Origin of the sequence: Paenibacillus sp. HJGM_3, assembly GCF_045062745.1 — a bacterium.
Lineage (GTDB): Bacteria > Bacillota > Bacilli > Paenibacillales > NBRC-103111 > Paenibacillus_AA.
The window spans coordinates 50,233-68,006 of sequence record NZ_JBJGED010000039.1; the positions used below are offsets into that span (position 1 = coordinate 50,233).

The following is a 17,774-nucleotide window of genomic DNA, read 5'->3' on the forward strand; positions in this document are numbered from 1 at the left end:
TTTTGGAATGACCGGCATACTCCTTTATAAAAAACAATTGCCACAAAATAGTGTATATAATATACTGTTTATATAATACACAATTACTTGTCCGAGAAAAGGAAGGGAGAGCTATGATGAGTGCTAACGCTATTGAAGTGAAAGGGCTTCGCAAGTCGTTCGGCAGCCACCTCGTGCTGGACGGAATTGATCTGGCCGTGCCGACCGGCAGCATCTTCGCGCTGCTCGGGCCCAATGGGGCCGGCAAAACGACGCTGATCCACATTCTGTCCACCTTGGTCGCGCCGGATGCGGGATCGGTCCGGGTCGCCGGCTATGAGGTCGTCCGCGATAAGAATGAGGTCAAGCGGTCGATCAGCCTGACCGGCCAGTTCGCCGCAGTCGACGAAGCGCTGACGGGGATCGAGAATCTCAGAATGATCGGCCGGCTGTCGGGGCTTACGGCGGCGGAGTCGCGGGAGCGGGCGGATGAGCTGCTGACTCATTTCCAACTGACGGATGCTTCCGCCAAGCGGGTCAAAACGTATTCGGGCGGGATGCGTCGGCGCCTCGATCTCGCAATCAGTCTCGTCGTTCCGCGGCCGGTACTGTTCCTGGACGAACCGACGACCGGCCTCGATACGACGAGCCGGCTCGCTCTGTGGGAGCTCATCGGACAGCTAAAGGAGCAGGGCATTACCGTATTCCTCACGACCCAGTACTTGGAGGAGGCGGACCAGCTCGCCGATCTGATCGCCGTAATCGCCGACGGGCACGTCGTAGCGACCGGAACGGCGGAGCAATTGAAAGCCCGCGTAGGCGGCGAGGTGATCGACCTGCACGATGCGCACGGGACACTGCTCCGCACGGTGCCGACCACCGGCACGATACAGGATGTGAGGCACACGCTCACCGAGCTGTCGCTGCAATTCGCTCATGAGACCCGAGTGAGTATTCGGAAGCCTAGCCTCGATGACGTATTCCTGGCGCTGACAGAGAAAAAATTGGAGGGAGCCGTACGATGACCACTTTGCGTGAATCTGTTAGAAGCGCGTCCTTCGGGGTGACGAACGCCGTCTTCATCGGGCGGAGCATTCGTCTCAGCCTGCGCAATACCGAGGCGCTGATCATGGCCATTATGCTGCCGATCATGCTGATGCTGCTGTTCACTTATGTATTCGGCGGCGCACTCGATACAAGCGGCAACTACGTGAACTACGTCGTTCCGGGCATTATCCTGCTGTGCGCCGGCTTCGGCTCGTCGAGTACGGCGGTGGACGTCGCTACGGACATGACGAACGGGATTATCGACCGCTTCCGGACGATGCCGATCCGGAGCCTGAGCGTCGTGACCGGGCATGTGGTCGCCAGCCTGGCCCGCAATCTTCTCGCGACCGTAGTCGTCATCGGCGTCGCTCTGTTGGTAGGATTCCGCCCTTCCGCAGGACCGATGGAATGGCTGGGGGCACTGGCCGTCATCGTCCTGTTCATATTGACGTTCACCTGGCTGTTCGCCGCCATCGGTCTTGTGACGGGCAGCCCTTCGGCCGCCAGCGGCTATGGGTTCGTGCTCTTATTCCTCCCTTACTTGTCCAGCGCCTTCGTCCCGACGAGCACGATGCCTAGCTGGCTGCAGGGGGTAGCGAATCATCAGCCGATCACACCGGTTATCGAGACGATTCGCGGCCTCCTCACCGGCACTTCCATTCAAGATCACGCTTGGGTGGCCGTCGTCTGGTGCTTGGCCATTATGTTCATCGCCATCGTCTGGTGCGTCATCGCCTTCCAGCGCAAGGCGGGTCGCCGCTAAGGAAGGGCGTGCGGGAACGAAACAGCGGTCCGATTTCGATCGGACCGCTGTTTTTAATTGGAAGACATAGGCTCCGTTGTTTGGGGGAGGGAACCTAGTTCCGCTATTTTAGTGGATTAGAGGAATCACGTTCCATGTTGACTTCCTATTCTGCTCGTACGGAAATCTATCTCCGAGACCCACTGCGGGTCAAATAATGCTCGATCCCGTCCAGAATGCGTTCCAGCCCGAAATCAATGTCGCTCCCGATCGTATTGTCGGACTCGTTCTCATTGGTGTAAGCGCCGGACGCGATTAACGGGTACAAGTACGGAAAACTTTCCGGCTTGACGAGGTGCTGCAAGGCAGCGGTATAATTCAATCCGCTGATCGAATCCGGACTCGCGCCGGCTTCAATCGCCCGATCCAAATCGCGGGAAATCATCGCAAACATCCGCGCATACGTGCTGAGCAGCAGGACAATCGACATTTTCTCAAAATCGTTCAGCGGGAAGTTCCGCATGGGACGCAGCGCCCAGTCAATCAGCTTGAGGTTGTGCGGACCGAGGGGGATGCCGCTGACCGGGATGTCACCGTACCAGGGATGAAGGCGCATCAAACGCATGCATTCCCTTACGTACGCGCGCATCTCCTCGCGCCAATCATCGGCATGCTCGAGTTCAGCCGGCATCACGGTCTCGCACACGGCGTCCTGCATCAGGAACAGCAGGTCGTCCTTGCTGGAGATGTAGCGGTAGAGCGACATCGTCGTGAATCCGAGGGCGGCCGCCACCCGATTCATGGAGACCGCGGCGAGCCCGTCCTTGTCGGCGATCGCGATGGCGGCCTGGACGATCTGCGGGACGCTGAGCTCGCCCTTCGGGCCTCTCCGCGGCTGCTTGGCCAGCCCCCAACTCAGCTTCGCGCCGTTCGGCAAATCTTGTATGGCTGTCTGATGCTCGTCATCGTGGTTGTTCTTCATGGCGACTCCCCTACACCTGCTCTAGGTGAAATTGTATATCCTATACACAGTATACCACAAACGGCTTGGTCAAACCTTACCGGTAAATTTGCAGGCGTTGGCTATGTGAATCGCCATAGTTTCATTTCTTTTTCTTCTTCGATTCTTTCTCCCGGTTCTCCTCGGCCCGAAACTTCACCATGTCGGTCAACAGGTCGTACGGGAAAGGGGAAGCGAGCGGGAACTTCACCGCCGACTTGGAGACGTCATAGGGGGCCAAGCGGTCCCGGAACACCTCGAATACAGTGAACGGAGGCGGGAAGGACAAGGAGGTGTGCGCTTTGTAGGCGGAGAAATAGATCAGCATCCCATGGTACTTGTACGCCGGAAGCTGATAACTGATCACTTCCTCCGCTTCGGGCACCGCTTCTCGAATCGTCTGTCGAATTTGCTCCAAAATTGCTTGAACGTCCTGCGGGAAGGTTACGATATACTCATCTACCGATTGAAAATTGCTTTTAGCGTCAGCCATCTGCGCCTCCTGGAATTGGAATGAAAGGGGTCGTCTCTACCTTAATTATACAACAACGACGGACCTAAGTTTCTTCCGAATTGCGGGGTACGAGCCGAGAAGCCTCGCCGGAGTATGTCAGCGTAAGCCGGTGCATCGCCCGGGTGCAGGCAATGTACAGCAAACTCCGATCCATCTCGGTCGAATAGTGCTCCGCGTTCGCGAACGGGACGAGCACTTGATCGAATTCCAAGCCCTTCGCCATCTGCGTGGACGCAATCATAATTCCCTCCTCGTACTTCCGGCTGTTGGAATCCAGCAAATGAACCCGAGGCTCCGTCGCTCCTAACGCTTGATACAGCTGTTCGGCCCAAGACGACGACTTGCAAATAATGCCCATCGTGCGGAAGCCGGTTCGAGGAAATTGTCCGATTATGCCTCTAATGCGATGAAGCTCTTCGGCCGGCTCCTCGGTCCCGATCAGAAGAGGCTCCTCTCCATGGCGTTCGATCGGTTGGATAGGGCTTTCAGGCAGGATGTGCCTGGCGAAGGCGATGATTTCCATCGTGGACCGGTAGCTTTTCAAAAGCTCGACCGTATCCGCTCCGGGGAATACCAGCTTGATCAGCGCTAGTGACGAGGAGGAGTAAGGATTCAGGGACTGGCCGGCGTCACCCAGAATCGTTTTCTTGCACGGGTATAGCCGGGCCAGCACCGCATATTGAACGGGCGTGTAGTCTTGCATTTCATCGACGACGAGGTGCTTCACCGTATCGTACGGCGCCTTGCCTTCGAAAACGATTTTCATATAAACGAGAGGAAACACATCCGCGTACTCCAGCTTGCCTTTCGGTCTCAGCCGAAAAAGCTCGGGCTTGCCGATAAACTCGTAGAACATCTTGTAGAGGGAAAGGATCGAATGCGTGTGGAACATCTTTTTCACAGCGGAGTAGATATTCTGGAAGGCGGATGGTCGGAGCCGCGCTCCCTGGTCGTCTCTGGCGGTTTCCGCGAGCGTCCTGGCGGTCTTTTCCAATCTGAGCTTGACCGGCAGCCTGCTGGATGCATTGTAGGCTTCCGATACCGCGTCCCTCGATAGGAACGCTTGATCCAGCGCGATCGCTTCGGGCACGAACCAGGCTGAGCCGACATATTCGATGAATCGGTCGATCTCGTGCACCATCTCGATACGCGCCTTGTAGCGAATGCGCTCGATCAGGGACACGTCCGCCCCCTGGGCAAGCTCCTCGACCTGCTCGCCGAACGTCTGGAACGAGCATTTCTCCCCGAGTTCTCTTACGGCGATATCCTCCATGCCGATCTCGGGAATATGCTCTTCCCCCAGCTCCGGGAGGACGCTGGAGATATAATCGGAGAACACTTTATTCGGAGAGAGGATCAGAATCTGGGGGGACGTCAAAGTCTCTTTATTCCGATACAAAAGGAATGCGATCCGATGCAAGGCGACCGACGTTTTCCCCGAACCCGCGACGCCTTGAATGATCAGCTCTCGGGACGTAACATTTCGGATGATCGCATTTTGCTCCTGCTGGATCGTGGCAACGATATGCTTCATCTTCTCGTCCGACGTGCGGCTCAGCTCTCTTTGCAAAATGTCGTCGTGAATGTTCATCGAGCTCTCGATCATATATTCCATCGCGCCGCTGCTGATTCTATACTGCCGCTTCAAGCTCATCTCGCCGTCTAGGGGACCGTCCGGAGCGGAATAAGAGGCACGACCGACTTGGTAATCGTAGAAAAGGCCGGCAATCGGCGAGCGCCAGTCGTAGATGACATTGTCTTGACGCTCGGCTGTGCTGAAGGCGTGGAGGCCGATGTAGAACGGCTCCGCTTCTGCCCGGGAATCCTCGTCCGCTCGAAAATCCACACGTCCAAAATAGGGGGACTGCGCCAATTTCCGCAGCTTGCTCAGCTTATGAACCGCCCTCTCCCCATAATCGATCGCGAGTGATAGATCGACCAAGTTCGCGGCCCGTTCCGCGGGATCCAGCTGGTCCCGATTGGCCCACATATACGCTTTGGTATCCACAATGTCATGGGAAGCCGTGGCGATCTTCGTCTCCAACTCCCGCACGGCTTGCTGCAGCTGGGCTGTCACGGCACTCAAGTACTTTTTTTCATCCGTCTCGCTTGCATTCCAGATCATGGCGCTATCTCTCCTTCGTTCAGAATATCCTTAAGTATAGAGAGAATCGCAAAAAAATATAGACTTATCCTTTCCGTTGTAGTATTATAAGTTAATCGTGGGTCCAAAAATTGGCATACGTCAGCCCAACCAAGTCTGTTCGCAGACTTGGTTTTTTTGTTGTGTCAGACCGCACCTGCTAAGCCTTCGCCTCGGCCATTTCATTCGCCATGGCGACGAGCTTGCTGATTGTCTTCCAGTTCCGCACGGTAGCCGGCACACCCAGCTTGTCCGCTTGAACGGCGAGCTTCGAATCGCGGATGGTGGGGTGGAACAGCATGTACAGATTGTTGCCGGACAGGTGGAACGATTCGTCCTTCGTCTTGTACTCCTTCAGCTTGTCCACGCGCTCCGGCTGCGGTTCCTCGAGCAGCATCGAGACGTACAGCACCTCGCCGACCGCGTTCTTTTCCGCCCGGGCAATCTGCTCGTCCGTGAACGGGCAGTTCGAGGCAATCTTGTTCATTTCCTCGCGCGTTCTTATAATGGTCTTAATCGAGAGGCCGAACGTTTCCCGGATCACATGCTCGATCCGCTCAGCGAGCGCGCCCGCGTCTTCATCCGACTCGAACAGGATGTTGCCGCTCTGGATGTACGTCTGAACCCGGTCCAAGCCCGACTCGGTAAGAGCGACCCTGAGATCCGCCATTTTGATCTTATTGTGCCCTCCGACGTTGATGCCTCGAAGCAAGGCGATATGAATGGTCATAGCAGCTAGATTCCTCCTTTTGGCATACGTTTACAAAAATAGTTTAACAAGTTTTGGCTTTGCTGTCGAAATGGCGGTTGATCCTGCGTCATTAGAGTGAGTGGCGAAAACGTACACTTCACTAAAACTGGAGAGGGGAATGGACTATGCAGTACACACTCTTGTTCTATGAAAGCCCGGAGGATTTCGCGCAGCGAAAAGATCCGTCGCGGCAGCAGGACTATCTCGCCGGATGGGCGCATTATGTGAAGGCTTTGCGCGAATCCGGGATCGTGGTGGCGAGCGCCGGCCTACACGCCCCGGAGAGCGCAACAACCCTTAGGCGGCAAGACGGCGAAGTGCTCGTGCAGGATGGGCCGTTCGCAGAGACGAAGGAACAGATCGGCGGATTCTTCATCATCGATGTGCCGGATCTCGACACCGCACTCGAGTGGGCCGCCCGAGGCCCGGTCAATGCGGTGGAAGTGCGGCCCAATCTGCCGCCGATGAAGTGACGAGCCCGGACGTGAACGCTCACCGCGCCATAGAACTCGCGGCTCGCGAAAGCTACGGGCGGCTCGTCGCCTACTTGGCCGTGCGCTGGCGTAATCTCGAGGCCGCGGAGGATGCGCTCGCCGACGCTTTCGTCGCCGCGCTGCAGACATGGCCGCGCACCGGGGTGCCGGACAAGCCCGAGGCATGGCTCTTGACCGCGGCGCGGCGGAGGCTCATCGACGGCGCTCGTCGCCGACGTGTGCAAGAGGGCGCAGCACAGGAGATGCTCGCGATGACGGAAGAGGCTCAGCGCCGGGCGGACATGGACCGTTCGTTCCCGGACGAACGGCTCCAGATGCTGTTCCTATGCGCCCACCCGGCGATCGAGGCCCAGGTGCGCACGCCGCTTATGCTCCAGACGGTGCTCGGGATGGACGCGGCCCGCATCGCCTCCGCCTTCGTCGTGAAGCCTGCCACGATGGGGCAGCGGCTCTCCCGGGCGAAGGCGAAAATCCGCGATGCCGGCCTCAAGTTCGGGACGCCGGAGCGGGACGAACTGCCGCAGCGTCTGCAGGCGGTGCTCGAAGCCATCTACGCCGCGTATGGCCATGGCTGGGACGACCTGACCGGCGTAGACCCGCGCCGTCAGGGACTGGCGGAAGAAGCGATCTACCTGGGGAGACTGCTCGTGCGGTTCATGCCCGACGAACCGGAGGCGCAAGGCCTGCTCGCGTCCATGCTGCATGGAGAGGCCCGCCGCTCGGCGAGAATGGATGAGGCGGGGACGTATGTCCCGCTGCTGGAGCAAGACGTCTCGCTCTGGTCGAGCGCTATGATCGAGGAGGCGGAGCGGTGCCTGAGCCGCGCCGCGCAGGCGGGGCGAATCGGACGCTTCCAGCTCGAAGCGGCGATTCAATCCGTGCACGCCGACCGCGCGCGGAGCGGACGCACGGAGTGGGAATCGAACGCGCTGCTGTATGAAGGGCTCGTCCGCTTGGCGCCTACGATCGGGGCGATGGTCGGGCGTGCGGCAGCCGTGGCCGAGGCGCGCGGGGCAGGCGAGGGGCTGGCGCTGCTGGAGGCGATTCCGGGCGATACGGTCCGGGATTATCAGCCGTATTGGGCGCTGCGCGCCCATCTGTTCATGTGGTCGGGGCGGGACGAGGAGGCCCGGGAGGCTTACAGCCGCGCGATCGGGCTGAGCACGGACCCGGCGGTCCGCGAGTTCTTGAAGCGGCAGGCGGCCACCGCGGGGGAAGTTAACGGAGTCGGCAATTAGAGGCGATTCTAGTTTGTGGCGCGAGAAGATTTGCAGGATAGAGGGGCAACCATGATCGGATCAGGGTGCCCCTTTTCGTTTGTCCTGGAAGCGAAAGAACGCCCTTAGCAAAAAGGGCACCGCGAACATAATGAAAAACGTGCGGAACAGCTGATACCCCGCTACGATGGACAGATCGGCATGGATCTCCTGGGCGATGATCCCCATCTGGTCCATCCCTCCGGGCGCGAGACTTAGAAGCGCCGTCGACACGGAGACGGCGTGCAGCCGAGTCAGCAAGACGCTCAAGCCCCAGGCTCCCGCCAGGAGCAGCAGGCCGCTAACGATCGCGAGCGCGATCGTCCTCACCTTGCGCTGCAGCCGATCCGGCTTCAGCATCAGGCCGACGTACGCGCCGATCGTGAGCTGGGCGGCGCCCATGATTAGGGCCGGGAGTGCGGGTCCGTGCAATCCGGCCGCTTGCAGCACGGCGGTGCCGAGCGCGGGTCCGAGCAAATAAGCGGTCGGGAAACGGATCATATTCCCGGCGACAGCGCAAGCGATGCATACCGGGACGAACAGCAGCATGTTCGGCAGCAAACCGCTCCAGCTGACGGCGGCATGGGCTATGGCTGTGGAGGCGGCCGCATCGTGCGTCCCGCCGAATAAGGGACTGAACACGAGCAGGGGGACGCATACGATGATGATCATGAGCCGAATCACCTGAGTAACGGTCACGACCGTCAGGTTGACCCCTTCGGTCTCGTCGGCCAAGGCGATCACTTGCGTCAGCCCGCCCGGAATGCTGCCCAGCAAGGCGGTTTTGTAGTCGGACCCCGACAGCTTGGACACGAGGTAGGCGAGGCCCGCGCACATCAGCACGAGCAGGCCGGTCAGGAGCAGCATGGACGGCAACTGCACCGCCATCTCCTGAAGCGCCGCGCCCGTCATCGCCAGCCCGATCGTATAGCCGACCGCGATCATGCCCCCGTTCCGGAGCGGCCCCGGCCATTCATAGCGACCCTTGAACACATTAGACCCGATCAATACGGCGATCATCGGGCCGAGCAGCCAAGGGATCGGGAGCTGCAGCAGCTTGAATGCTACACCGCCGAGCACGGCCGTGGCGAGCGCCAAACCGTATCGGGAGAGGCGGTCCATTGTAAGGGCTTGTTGCTTCACTTCATGCGGTCTCCTTTTGATATCCAATGTGTTGATTTTAGCACATTTGCTTCGGAACTCAATCGGAGTTACGATGCCGGAATCGATCCCGACCTTTATAGAATACGTGACAATTCGCCGGTAAGCCTCTATTGTAAGATGTAGAATGGGTACGGATCGGAGGAAGGATGAATGAGTGAGCTGAATGCACGATTTCGTGCAAGAATCGGTCTCCCGGAGAATGAAGAGATTTCGTTTGATAGCCTCGATCGCGTGCTGGAACGGACCGCATTCGCGATTCCTTTTGAAAATTTGCGGATCATGGAGAGACGGACCGGCGAGATTACGATGCCTAACTTAATGCATCAAATCCTGGACAACGGCGAAGGCGGCGTCTGCTATGAATTGAATACGATCCTGTACGGCTTCCTGCGGGACAATGGGTTCGACGTCGCTCTGACGCGAGGGGTCGTCTATAACTATGAAGCTGGGGCTTATTCCGCCCTTGGCCGTACGCATGTCACGATTCTCCTGAACCATGGAGGGCAACCTTATTTGGTCGATACGGGATTCGGGGGCAATTTGCCCTTAACGCCGGTTCCTTTAACCGGAGAGGTAGCGACTTCGAGAAACGGAGCGTTTCGGATTCCCAGCGGGGACGGTGAACCTGGAGAACATGTCCTCGAGGTGATGTTGAAGCATAAGCATAACGAGTGGAAGATCGGCTATGCGTTCGACCCGGGGAAGCTTATGACCGATCTCGCAGAGTGCAATGACATCCAGCATACGATTGCGGAACACGAGCAGTCCGCGTTCAACAAAAATCCGCTTGTGACCAAATTGACGCCCCGGGGGAGTATCACCGTAACCGACAGCTCCCTGACTCGGTGGGTGGATGGGGTCATGACGAAAGAGCCGATCGACCGAGACCGGTTCCGCCTGCTGCTGCGCGAAGAGTTCGGGTTGGGCCTCCAAGCGCCGCGGTAACGCCCAAAAAACCTCTGGAGTCGCACACTCAAACGGCGACCTCAGAGGTTTATTTGCATAAAGAATTTAGGAATATGCTCCGAAGGCCCACGTCACTTTGTGGGGTTTTTTATAGCATCATGCCGCCGGAAGCTTCGATCCGCTGAGCGTTCACCCAGCCGAGCTCGTCCGTACATAGCGCGGCGACAACGCCGCCGATATCGTCCGGTTGACCGGGCCGGCCCAATGCCGTGACGGAGCCGATATGAGCTTGGAGGGCCGGGGTGGCTTTCAGCCGGCCTCCGCCGAAGTCGGTCGCGATCGCCCCGGGAGCGACGACGTTGACCCGGATCCCTCTTGGTCCCAGTTCCTTAGCCATATATTTCGTCAACACCTCGATGGCGCCCTTCATCGCCGCATAAGCGCTGGAGCCTTCGAAGGAGAAGCGGGTCAATCCCGTAGAAAGATTCACAATCCCGCCGTTGTCGGCCAGTAGCGGCAAACATTTTTGCGTCAGGAAGTAAACTCCCTTGAAATGAACGTTCATCAAGCTGTCGAACTGCTCTTCCGTTGTAGACGCGAACGGGGCATTGATGCCGAAACCGGCGTTATTGATGAGATAATCGAACGTGTCCCGGTTCCATGTTTGCTTGAGCACATCCGACAACCGCGCCAGGAAGGCATCGAATGAAGCTGTGTCGCCGGCATCCAGCTGCATGGCTGCTGCTTTTCGCCCCTGGCTCTCCAGGTCGGCTACAACCGCATCCGCTTGCTCCTTTTCCTTGCGATACGTGAGAATGACGTCGATTCCTTTGCGGGCGAGCGCCAGCGCAGTATTGTGACCAAGGCCTCGGCTTCCGCCCGTGACCAGTGCGATTTTGGCAGATGTAGTCATGATTGATAGTCTCCTTCGTCCTCTGGATTGACCACTTGATCATTCCCGTGTCGTGGTCTATAGTGAGACTAACACTTCGAGTTAACTCTAAGTCAAGCGAAAGGAGAAAATTGCCGTGAACTATACGATTCATGACATCGCCCGGAAGTTCGGCTTGTCCGCCCATACGATTCGCTATTACGACAAAGAAGGGCTTTTTCCGTTTATCGGCCGGAACAGCTCCGGCAACCGGGTGTTCACGGAGGCGGATCTGGAGTGGGTCGCGCTCATCTGCTGTCTGAAGGATACGGGTATGCCGATCAAGGAAATGAAGCGATATGTAGATTGGTGCACAAAAGGCCGTGAAACGATCGAAGCCCGCAAAGGGATGCTGAGCGCGCATCGTCAAGCGGTACTGCGGCAAGTCGAGGACTTGAACCGTAATTTGGACATTCTCGATGCCAAAATCGCTTTATACAACAGCCCGGATGCTGCCGACATCTTGGAAGAAAGATTGTCCGCGAAAAAAGCGGCCGCGCAGCAGTCAACTTTAACATAACCAGATGCCAACTTTATTAAACAAAGACGCGGATTCGGCGTTCCGTTTGGTGACAGATTGAGGTGCACTTATGATCAAGCTATTCTCTTATCTTCGTCCGCACTGGTTGGCGACCTTGTTGGCGCCGCTCCTCATGCTGCTCGAGGTGTGTATGGACCTGCTGCAGCCGATTCTGATGGCGAGCATCATCGATAAGGGCGTCCTGGCAAGCGATTTCGCTTTTATCCGCGACACGGGTCTTCTTATGCTGGGGGCGGCTTTGATCGGCCTCGCCGGCGGCGTGGGGTGTACGGTCTTCTCCTCGATCGCCTCGATGCGATTCGGGGCCGACCTGCGCCAGGACTTGTTCCGGAAGGTGCAGACATTCTCGTTCCGCAACCTGGACGAGCTGAAGACCGGTTCGCTCATCACCCGGCTCACGGGCGATATCGTCCAGCTGCAGACGATGGTGCAGATGCTGCTGCGCATCTTCGTCCGTTCCCCGCTGCTCGCGATCGGCAGCATCGTGATGGCGGTCATCCTCAGCCCGAAGCTCGCCGCCATTCTGGCGATTGCCGTCCCGCTCCTGTTCGCCGTCATGTTCCTCCTCATCCGCAAGACGCTTCCGCTGTTCTCCACCGTCCAGATGAGGATGGATAGGGTGAACACGGTGCTGCAGGAGAACTTCTCCGGCATTCGGGTGGCCAAGGCGTTCGTGCGCCAAACGTATGAGAACGACCGCTTCGGCCGCGCCAATGCGGATTATACGGACGTTGCCATCAAGGCGCAGCGGCTAGTCGCCGTGAACATGCCGATCTTGACGATGATCCTGAATGTATGTATCGTCACGGTTCTTCTCCTCGGAGGGAGGCAGGCGATCGACGGCTCGTTCGATGTGGGCCGGCTGGTCGCGTTCATCAACTACGTGACGCAGGTGCTGTTCTCGGTCTCTTCCGTTGCGATGATGCTCGTGCGGATCTCCAGTGCCAAAGTATCGGCGGACCGTATCCAAGAAGTGATGGCGACCGAGCCGGACATTGTTAGTGCGGCGGGTCCGGAGCTGGTTGGCGGGCCAGTGGCCGCAGGGGAATGGACGGGTGAAGGAACGGGTGAAGGGAAGGGCGAAGTCACGTTCGACCGGGTCACCTTCGCCTATGGACACGGAGACCAAGCCGTGCTGCGGGAATTGAGCTTCAGCGTTCGGCCGGGACAGAATGTGGCGATCATCGGCGCGACGGGCTCCGGCAAAACGTCGCTCGTCGGCCTTATTCCGCGCCTGTACGACGCCTCGCGAGGCCGCGTGCTGATCGACGGCCGCGATGTCCGCGACTATGAGCTGCAAGCGCTCCGCAGGCGGATCGGCATCGTGCTGCAGGAATCGATCCTGTTCACCGGATCGATCCGGGACAATATCCGCTTCGGCAAGCCGGAGGCGTCGGACGAAGAGGTGATCGCCGCTGCGCAAGCCGCGCAGGCGCATGAGTTCATCGCGGCGATGCCGGAGGGCTACGATACCCGGCTCGGGCAGCGGGGCATCAACTTGTCCGGCGGGCAGAAGCAGCGGATCTCGATCGCCCGGGCGCTCATCATGCAGCCCGACATCCTAATCCTCGACGACAGTACGAGCGCCATCGACATGGGGACGGAGTCGCGCATTCAGGCTGCGCTGGCGCGGCTCATGCAGGGGCGCACGAGCTTCCTCGTCGCGCAGCGGATCTCTTCCGTCCTGGACGCCGACAAGATTCTAGTGCTGGACGAGGGTCGGCTGGTGGCGGAGGGCACGCACTCGGAGCTGCTCGCTTCTTGTGAGCTGTATCAGGACATCTATCGATCCCAGCTCGGAAAGGAGGAACCCAGCTATGGCTAATGCGGCGCCATCCCAAAAGCCGGCTTCGGTCGAAGCGCTCGACCTGAGTATGCGCGGCGGCGGAGCCCGGGGCGGCATGCCGGTCCAGAAGGCGAAGCCGAAGAACACGATCCGGACGATCCGGCGCATTTGGGCTTACATTCGTGCTTACCGAAGCGGTCTGATCGCGGTGCTTATGTCCACGACGATCACCACGCTGCTGTCGCTGGCGGCCCCTTATTTGCTGGGTCACGCCGTCGACGCATATATTATCCCCGGGAACTATGAAGGGCTGGTCGGCCTAGGTGCGTTGCTGCTCGCGGTCTATGCGGGGACCGCTCTGACGGCCTGGCTGCAGCAGCAGGTCATGGTTCGGGTGGCCCAGCAGTCGGTACAGGCGATGCGCCGGGACATCTTCGCCCGGCTGCAGCTGCTCCCGCTCCGGTTCTTCGACAGCAAGACGCACGGGGAGCTTATGAGCCGGACTACGAACGACATCGAGAACGTGTCCGGTACGCTGAACTCGAGCGTCACGCAGCTCCTCTCGAGCGTACTGTCGCTGACAGGGTCGCTCGCGATCATGCTGTACATGAACGTCTGGCTGACCTTGCTCAGCATGGTGACGATCCCGCTCGTCATGCTCTTCACGAAGACCGTCGCCGCCCGGACACGTCAGCACTTCGGACGGCAGCAGGCAAACCTCGGCGAGCTGAACGGCTTCATCGAGGAAACGGTCTCCGGGCAGAAGGTCGTGCAGGTATACCGGAGAGAGAGGCTCGCGGAAGAGCAATTCGGAGAGATCAACTGGAAGCTGACCCAGTCGAGCATCCGGGCCCAGATCTATTCCGGCACCGTAGGTCCGGTCATGAACGTGCTGAACAACGCCAGCTTCGCGCTGATCGCCGCAGTCGGGGGTTGGATGGCTTTCCACAGCTGGACGACGGTAGGCGTCATCGTGGCGTTCCTCAACTATTCGAAGCAGTTCCAGCGGCCGCTGAGCGACCTGGCGAACCAGTTCAACCTCGTACAGTCCGCCGTGGCCGGCGCGGAGCGCGTGTTCGAGATCCTCGACACGGAGACGGAGTATGACAAGGCGGATGTGTCGGACACGACGGCCGTAACGGGGCGTTTGCGAGACTTGAAAGGCGAGGTCGTGTTCGACCGCGTCTCCTTCCGCTATAAGGAAGACGTCCCGATTCTGACCGACGTGTCGCTCGTCGCGCGGCCGGGGCAGATGATCGCACTCGTGGGTCCGACCGGAGCGGGCAAGACGACGATCATCAACCTGCTGACACGTTTCTATGAGATCGGGTCTGGGTTCGTCACGATCGACGGCACGGACATCCGGCAGCTGGACAAGGACGGACTGCGCAGCCAGCTGGGCATCGTGCTGCAGGACGCCTATGTGTTCTCCGACACGGTTCGCGAGAACATCCGCTACGGCCGGCTGGACGCGACCGAGGAGGAGATCGTCGCGGCGGCCAAGCTGGCGAACGCCCACAGCTTCATCCAGAAGCTGCCGCACCGCTACGACACGTTGCTCGCGACCGGCGGCAGCAACCTGAGCCAAGGCCAGCGCCAGCTGCTGACGATCGCCCGGGCGGTGCTCGCCGATCCGGCCATACTCATCCTCGACGAGGCGACCAGCAGCATCGACACCCGCACGGAGATGCACATTCAGGCCGGGATGCGAACGCTGATGCGAGGACGCACCAGCTTCGTCATCGCGCACCGGCTCAGTACGATCCGCGAGGCCGACCAAATCCTCGTCATTCGCGATGGCGGCATCGCCGAACGGGGCACGCACGACGAGCTGCTGGCGCAGAGGGGCTTCTATTATGAGCTGTACAACAGTCAGTTCAAACGCTCCGGTTAACGGATATGGCGCCGATTCGCCACATTTCCCCCGACCGCCGCTCATACAATGGGTATAAACGGCAGGGAGGCACCCATGGCATGCCCAATCGGTTAAGTGAGCTGAATGCGGCCATCGAGCAACTGAAGACGACTCTACTGAGACGGCAGAAACCCGATGGAGCTTGGTATTACTGCTTTGACAACGGAATTGCAACGGATACGAGCGTAATCATTCTGCTCCGTTCGCTGGAAATTCACAACGAGACGCTGATCCGGCAGCTGCACGACCGCATTCTGGCCGCGCAGCAGCCTGATGGCGGCTGGCGATTGTACGCCGACGAAGAGGAAGGGAACTTGTCCGCTTCCGTGGAAGCGTATTATGCGCTGCTCTACTCCGGTTACAGCCAAAGAACGGACGAACCCATTCAGCGGGCCCGGAGCTTCATCCAATCCAAGGGAGGGCTCGGCCAAGTGACGAGTCATTTGACCCGAGTCATCCTCGCCGCTACCGGACAGAGCGCATGGCCGGCGGCCCTCTCCATGATCCCGCTCGAGATTATCCTCTTCCCCGCCTCATCTCCGATCAATGTATTCGATTTTTCCGGGTATGGCCGGGTCCACCTAGTGCCTATGCTGATCGCGGCGCATCGCCAATTCTCCATTAGCACCGAACATACTCCCGACTTAAACGAGTTATTGGAGACGCGGGATGGGACTTGGTCGGTCAACCGGAACGATCCCGAAGAGCTGCTGTCCGGGGAATATCAGGCGATGCTGGGCCGGATCCGATCGGGACGAAGCCGGCTGATCGGCTCTGCCGAAGGCATTCACGAAGCGGCGACTAAGAAGGCCGAGCAGTTCATGCTCGAGCGGATCGAATCGGATGGAACGTTGTACAGCTATGCCAGCAGCACGATTATGATGATTTTCGCCCTGCTCGCCCTCGGGTATGAGCGGCAGCATCCGCTGATCGCGCATGCGGTGGAAGGCCTAACCAAGATGGCTTGCACGACGGGCCGTCACACGACCATTCAGAACTCGCCCTCTACGATCTGGGACACGGCCTTGCTCGCATATGCGCTGCAGGAGGCCGGGGTCCGTGAAGACCATGAGCCGTTGAGGCGGGCTGAGGCCTATTTGCTGGCCAAACAGCAGCATAAGCCCGGGGATTGGACGATCCATAATCCTGGGATTCCCCCCGGAGGATGGGGCTTCTCCCCGAGCAATACGATCAATCCGGATGTGGACGACACGACCGCCGCCTTGCGCGCCGTCAAGCGGTCCGCCCAGACGGATGCGAAGGTTCAGGAAGCTTGGAATCGCGGTCTGCAATGGGTCATCTCCATGCAAAACGATGACGGCGGCTGGCCGGCGTTCGAGAAAAACGTAGACAACCAGATGCTCGCATGGCTCACGATGGACGGCGCTTCGGCGGCGATCGATCCTTCGTCGGCGGATTTGACCGGACGCGCCTTGGAATATTTGGGGAATTTCGAGGGGTTGACCACGAGGCACGCGTTCATCGAACGCGGAGCCCGGTGGCTGATGGACCATCAGGAAGCGAACGGTTCCTGGTATGGAAGATGGGGCATCTGCTACATCTATGGAACATGGGCCGCGCTTACGGGCTTGATGGCGGTGGGCGTCTCTTCCGATCACGAGACGGTCCGGAAAGGGACGGAGTGGCTGCTGCGGATCCAAAATCCGGATGGGGGATGGGGGGAGTCCTGCAGAAGCGACCGATTGAGGCGCTATGTGGCGCTCCGGGGAAGCACCCCTTCCCAGACCGCTTGGGCGCTCGACGCCCTCATCGCGGTCCATCCCGAACCTACTGCAGCGATGCGGAGAGGCATTCACCGATTAATCGCTTCCTTGCATGAAGAGAACTGGCTGTCCGATTACCCGACGGGTGCGGGCATGCCTGGCAACTTTTATATCCGCTATCACAGCTATCGGTACATTTGGCCGCTTCTTGCGCTCAGCCATTACAAGAAGAAGTATGGGGACGTCTGAAACGCCCAGTGTGCTTGTCAGGAGAATGCCAGGGTCGGATCGGCAGCGATCGTGTCGTATTCGAGCTCTGCAGCCTGCTCGGACTCTTCTAGCAGCTCCTGCGCAAGCTCGTGGTAAGCCCTCGCGTCCGCCACCCGGTCCAAGAGCAGCAAGAGCGCGATCATCTTGGCGTGAAGCCGCCCGCTGAGCGGATTCAGCTCGGCCCACTTCCGCAGCGGGCCGAGCGCGATCTCGTAGCGCTGCTGCCGCACGTAGATGTCGACGATCGCTTCCAGCAGGTCTACGTAGCCGAGCTCCAGCTCTGCCTGCCGAGGAGCCGCCCATACATAGCCGCTTCCCGCCAGATAGCCCGCGCCGTAGAGCTGCACCGCTTGGAGCGCATACGTGACGGAGCGTGTGAGCCGGAACAAGCGAACTTGCTCCTCGTAAGCGGCGACATCGTCGAACGACACGGACCAATGCAGGCGATAGCTGCCTCCGGCCTGCTTCGTCTGCCCGATGAGATCGGACAACCCCCCGGCCTCCAGATCCTTGCGAAGCTGGTAGACCGTCGTATGGAGATTGACTTGGGTCCGCTGCGCATCTCGGCCGTACCAGAGCTCGTCCATGATCTGCGCTTTGCTGACCGGCTT

Annotated in this window: 16 protein-coding genes; 9 read left to right on the forward strand and 7 right to left on the reverse strand. The window is 59.2% G+C overall.

Annotation, left to right across the window (positions count from 1 at the left end; genetic code table 11):
- The first annotated feature begins 116 nt into the window (after positions 1-116).
- Both ACI5FR_RS30210 and ACI5FR_RS30215 read left to right on the forward strand, forming a co-directional pair.
- Positions 117-1,004 (forward strand): ATP-binding cassette domain-containing protein, encoded by an 888-nt coding sequence (locus ACI5FR_RS30210; RefSeq protein ID WP_405461421.1) that lies wholly within the window; start codon positions 117-119, stop codon positions 1,002-1,004.
- Positions 1,001-1,789, forward strand: a complete 789-nt coding sequence (locus tag ACI5FR_RS30215; protein ID WP_405461423.1) for an ABC transporter permease — start codon at positions 1,001-1,003, stop codon at positions 1,787-1,789. The genes ACI5FR_RS30210 and ACI5FR_RS30215 overlap by 4 nt, the downstream gene beginning before the upstream one ends.
- 166 nt (positions 1,790-1,955) lie before the next feature.
- Here ACI5FR_RS30215 and ACI5FR_RS30220 read toward each other — a convergent pair whose 3' ends face one another.
- The 4 genes from ACI5FR_RS30220 to ACI5FR_RS30235 form a co-directional block, all read right to left on the reverse strand.
- The gene (locus tag ACI5FR_RS30220) at positions 1,956-2,750 is read right to left on the reverse strand and encodes a TetR/AcrR family transcriptional regulator (protein WP_405461425.1); all 795 of its coding nucleotides are present in this window, start codon (positions 2,748-2,750) and stop codon (positions 1,956-1,958) included.
- A gap of 121 nt (positions 2,751-2,871) precedes the next feature.
- Entirely contained in the window at positions 2,872-3,261 is a 390-nt protein-coding gene (locus ACI5FR_RS30225) for an iron chaperone (RefSeq protein WP_405461427.1), read from the reverse strand.
- Between the two features lie 64 nt (positions 3,262-3,325).
- A complete protein-coding gene (locus tag ACI5FR_RS30230; RefSeq protein ID WP_405461429.1) occupies positions 3,326-5,407 on the reverse strand; it encodes a HelD family protein in 2,082 nt (693 codons plus the stop codon).
- Between the two features lie 178 nt (positions 5,408-5,585).
- Entirely contained in the window at positions 5,586-6,155 is a 570-nt protein-coding gene (locus ACI5FR_RS30235) for a DUF1697 domain-containing protein (RefSeq protein ID WP_405461431.1), read from the reverse strand.
- A gap of 146 nt (positions 6,156-6,301) precedes the next feature.
- Between ACI5FR_RS30235 and ACI5FR_RS30240 the strand changes: the two genes are divergently transcribed.
- On the forward strand, positions 6,302-6,649 hold the full coding sequence (locus tag ACI5FR_RS30240) for a YciI family protein (protein ID WP_405461433.1): 348 nt from the start codon (positions 6,302-6,304) through the stop codon (positions 6,647-6,649).
- 11 nt (positions 6,650-6,660) lie between these two features.
- Positions 6,661-7,908, forward strand: a complete 1,248-nt coding sequence (locus ACI5FR_RS30245; RefSeq protein ID WP_405461435.1) for an RNA polymerase sigma factor — start codon at positions 6,661-6,663, stop codon at positions 7,906-7,908.
- A gap of 60 nt (positions 7,909-7,968) precedes the next feature.
- Here the strand turns inward: ACI5FR_RS30245 and ACI5FR_RS30250 are convergent, their stop codons facing one another.
- Entirely contained in the window at positions 7,969-9,069 is a 1,101-nt protein-coding gene (locus ACI5FR_RS30250; RefSeq protein ID WP_405461437.1) for an AbrB family transcriptional regulator, read from the reverse strand.
- A gap of 171 nt (positions 9,070-9,240) precedes the next feature.
- Here ACI5FR_RS30250 and ACI5FR_RS30255 point away from each other — a divergent pair, with 171 nt between their 5' ends.
- Entirely contained in the window at positions 9,241-10,035 is a 795-nt protein-coding gene (locus ACI5FR_RS30255; RefSeq protein WP_405461439.1) for an arylamine N-acetyltransferase family protein, read from the forward strand.
- 109 nt (positions 10,036-10,144) lie between these two features.
- Here ACI5FR_RS30255 and ACI5FR_RS30260 read toward each other — a convergent pair whose 3' ends face one another.
- Positions 10,145-10,909, reverse strand: a complete 765-nt coding sequence (locus ACI5FR_RS30260; RefSeq protein WP_405461441.1) for an SDR family NAD(P)-dependent oxidoreductase — start codon at positions 10,907-10,909, stop codon at positions 10,145-10,147.
- A 115-nt stretch (positions 10,910-11,024) separates the two neighbouring features.
- On the opposite strand from ACI5FR_RS30260, the gene ACI5FR_RS30265 reads away from it, so the two are divergent.
- The 4 genes from ACI5FR_RS30265 (at position 11,025) to shc (ending at position 17,142) form a co-directional block, all read left to right on the forward strand.
- Complete coding sequence (locus ACI5FR_RS30265; protein WP_405461442.1) at positions 11,025-11,447, forward strand: MerR family transcriptional regulator; 423 nt, start codon at positions 11,025-11,027, stop codon at positions 11,445-11,447.
- A 70-nt stretch (positions 11,448-11,517) separates the two neighbouring features.
- The gene (locus tag ACI5FR_RS30270; protein WP_405461444.1) at positions 11,518-13,293 is read left to right on the forward strand and encodes an ABC transporter ATP-binding protein; all 1,776 of its coding nucleotides are present in this window, start codon (positions 11,518-11,520) and stop codon (positions 13,291-13,293) included.
- Positions 13,286-15,148: an ABC transporter ATP-binding protein gene (locus ACI5FR_RS30275; protein WP_405461446.1), complete on the forward strand. Its 1,863-nt coding sequence runs from the start codon at positions 13,286-13,288 to the stop codon at positions 15,146-15,148. Before ACI5FR_RS30270 ends, ACI5FR_RS30275 begins: the two co-directional genes overlap by 8 nt.
- A gap of 80 nt (positions 15,149-15,228) precedes the next feature.
- Positions 15,229-17,142 carry a squalene--hopene cyclase gene (shc, locus tag ACI5FR_RS30280; RefSeq protein WP_405461448.1) on the forward strand — a complete coding sequence of 638 codons (1,914 nt, stop codon included), beginning with the start codon at positions 15,229-15,231 and terminating at the stop codon, positions 17,140-17,142.
- A 17-nt stretch (positions 17,143-17,159) separates the two neighbouring features.
- Here shc and ACI5FR_RS30285 read toward each other — a convergent pair.
- A partial coding sequence (locus ACI5FR_RS30285; RefSeq protein ID WP_405461450.1) for an AfsR/SARP family transcriptional regulator occupies positions 17,160-17,774 on the reverse strand: 615 nt, incomplete at its 5' end.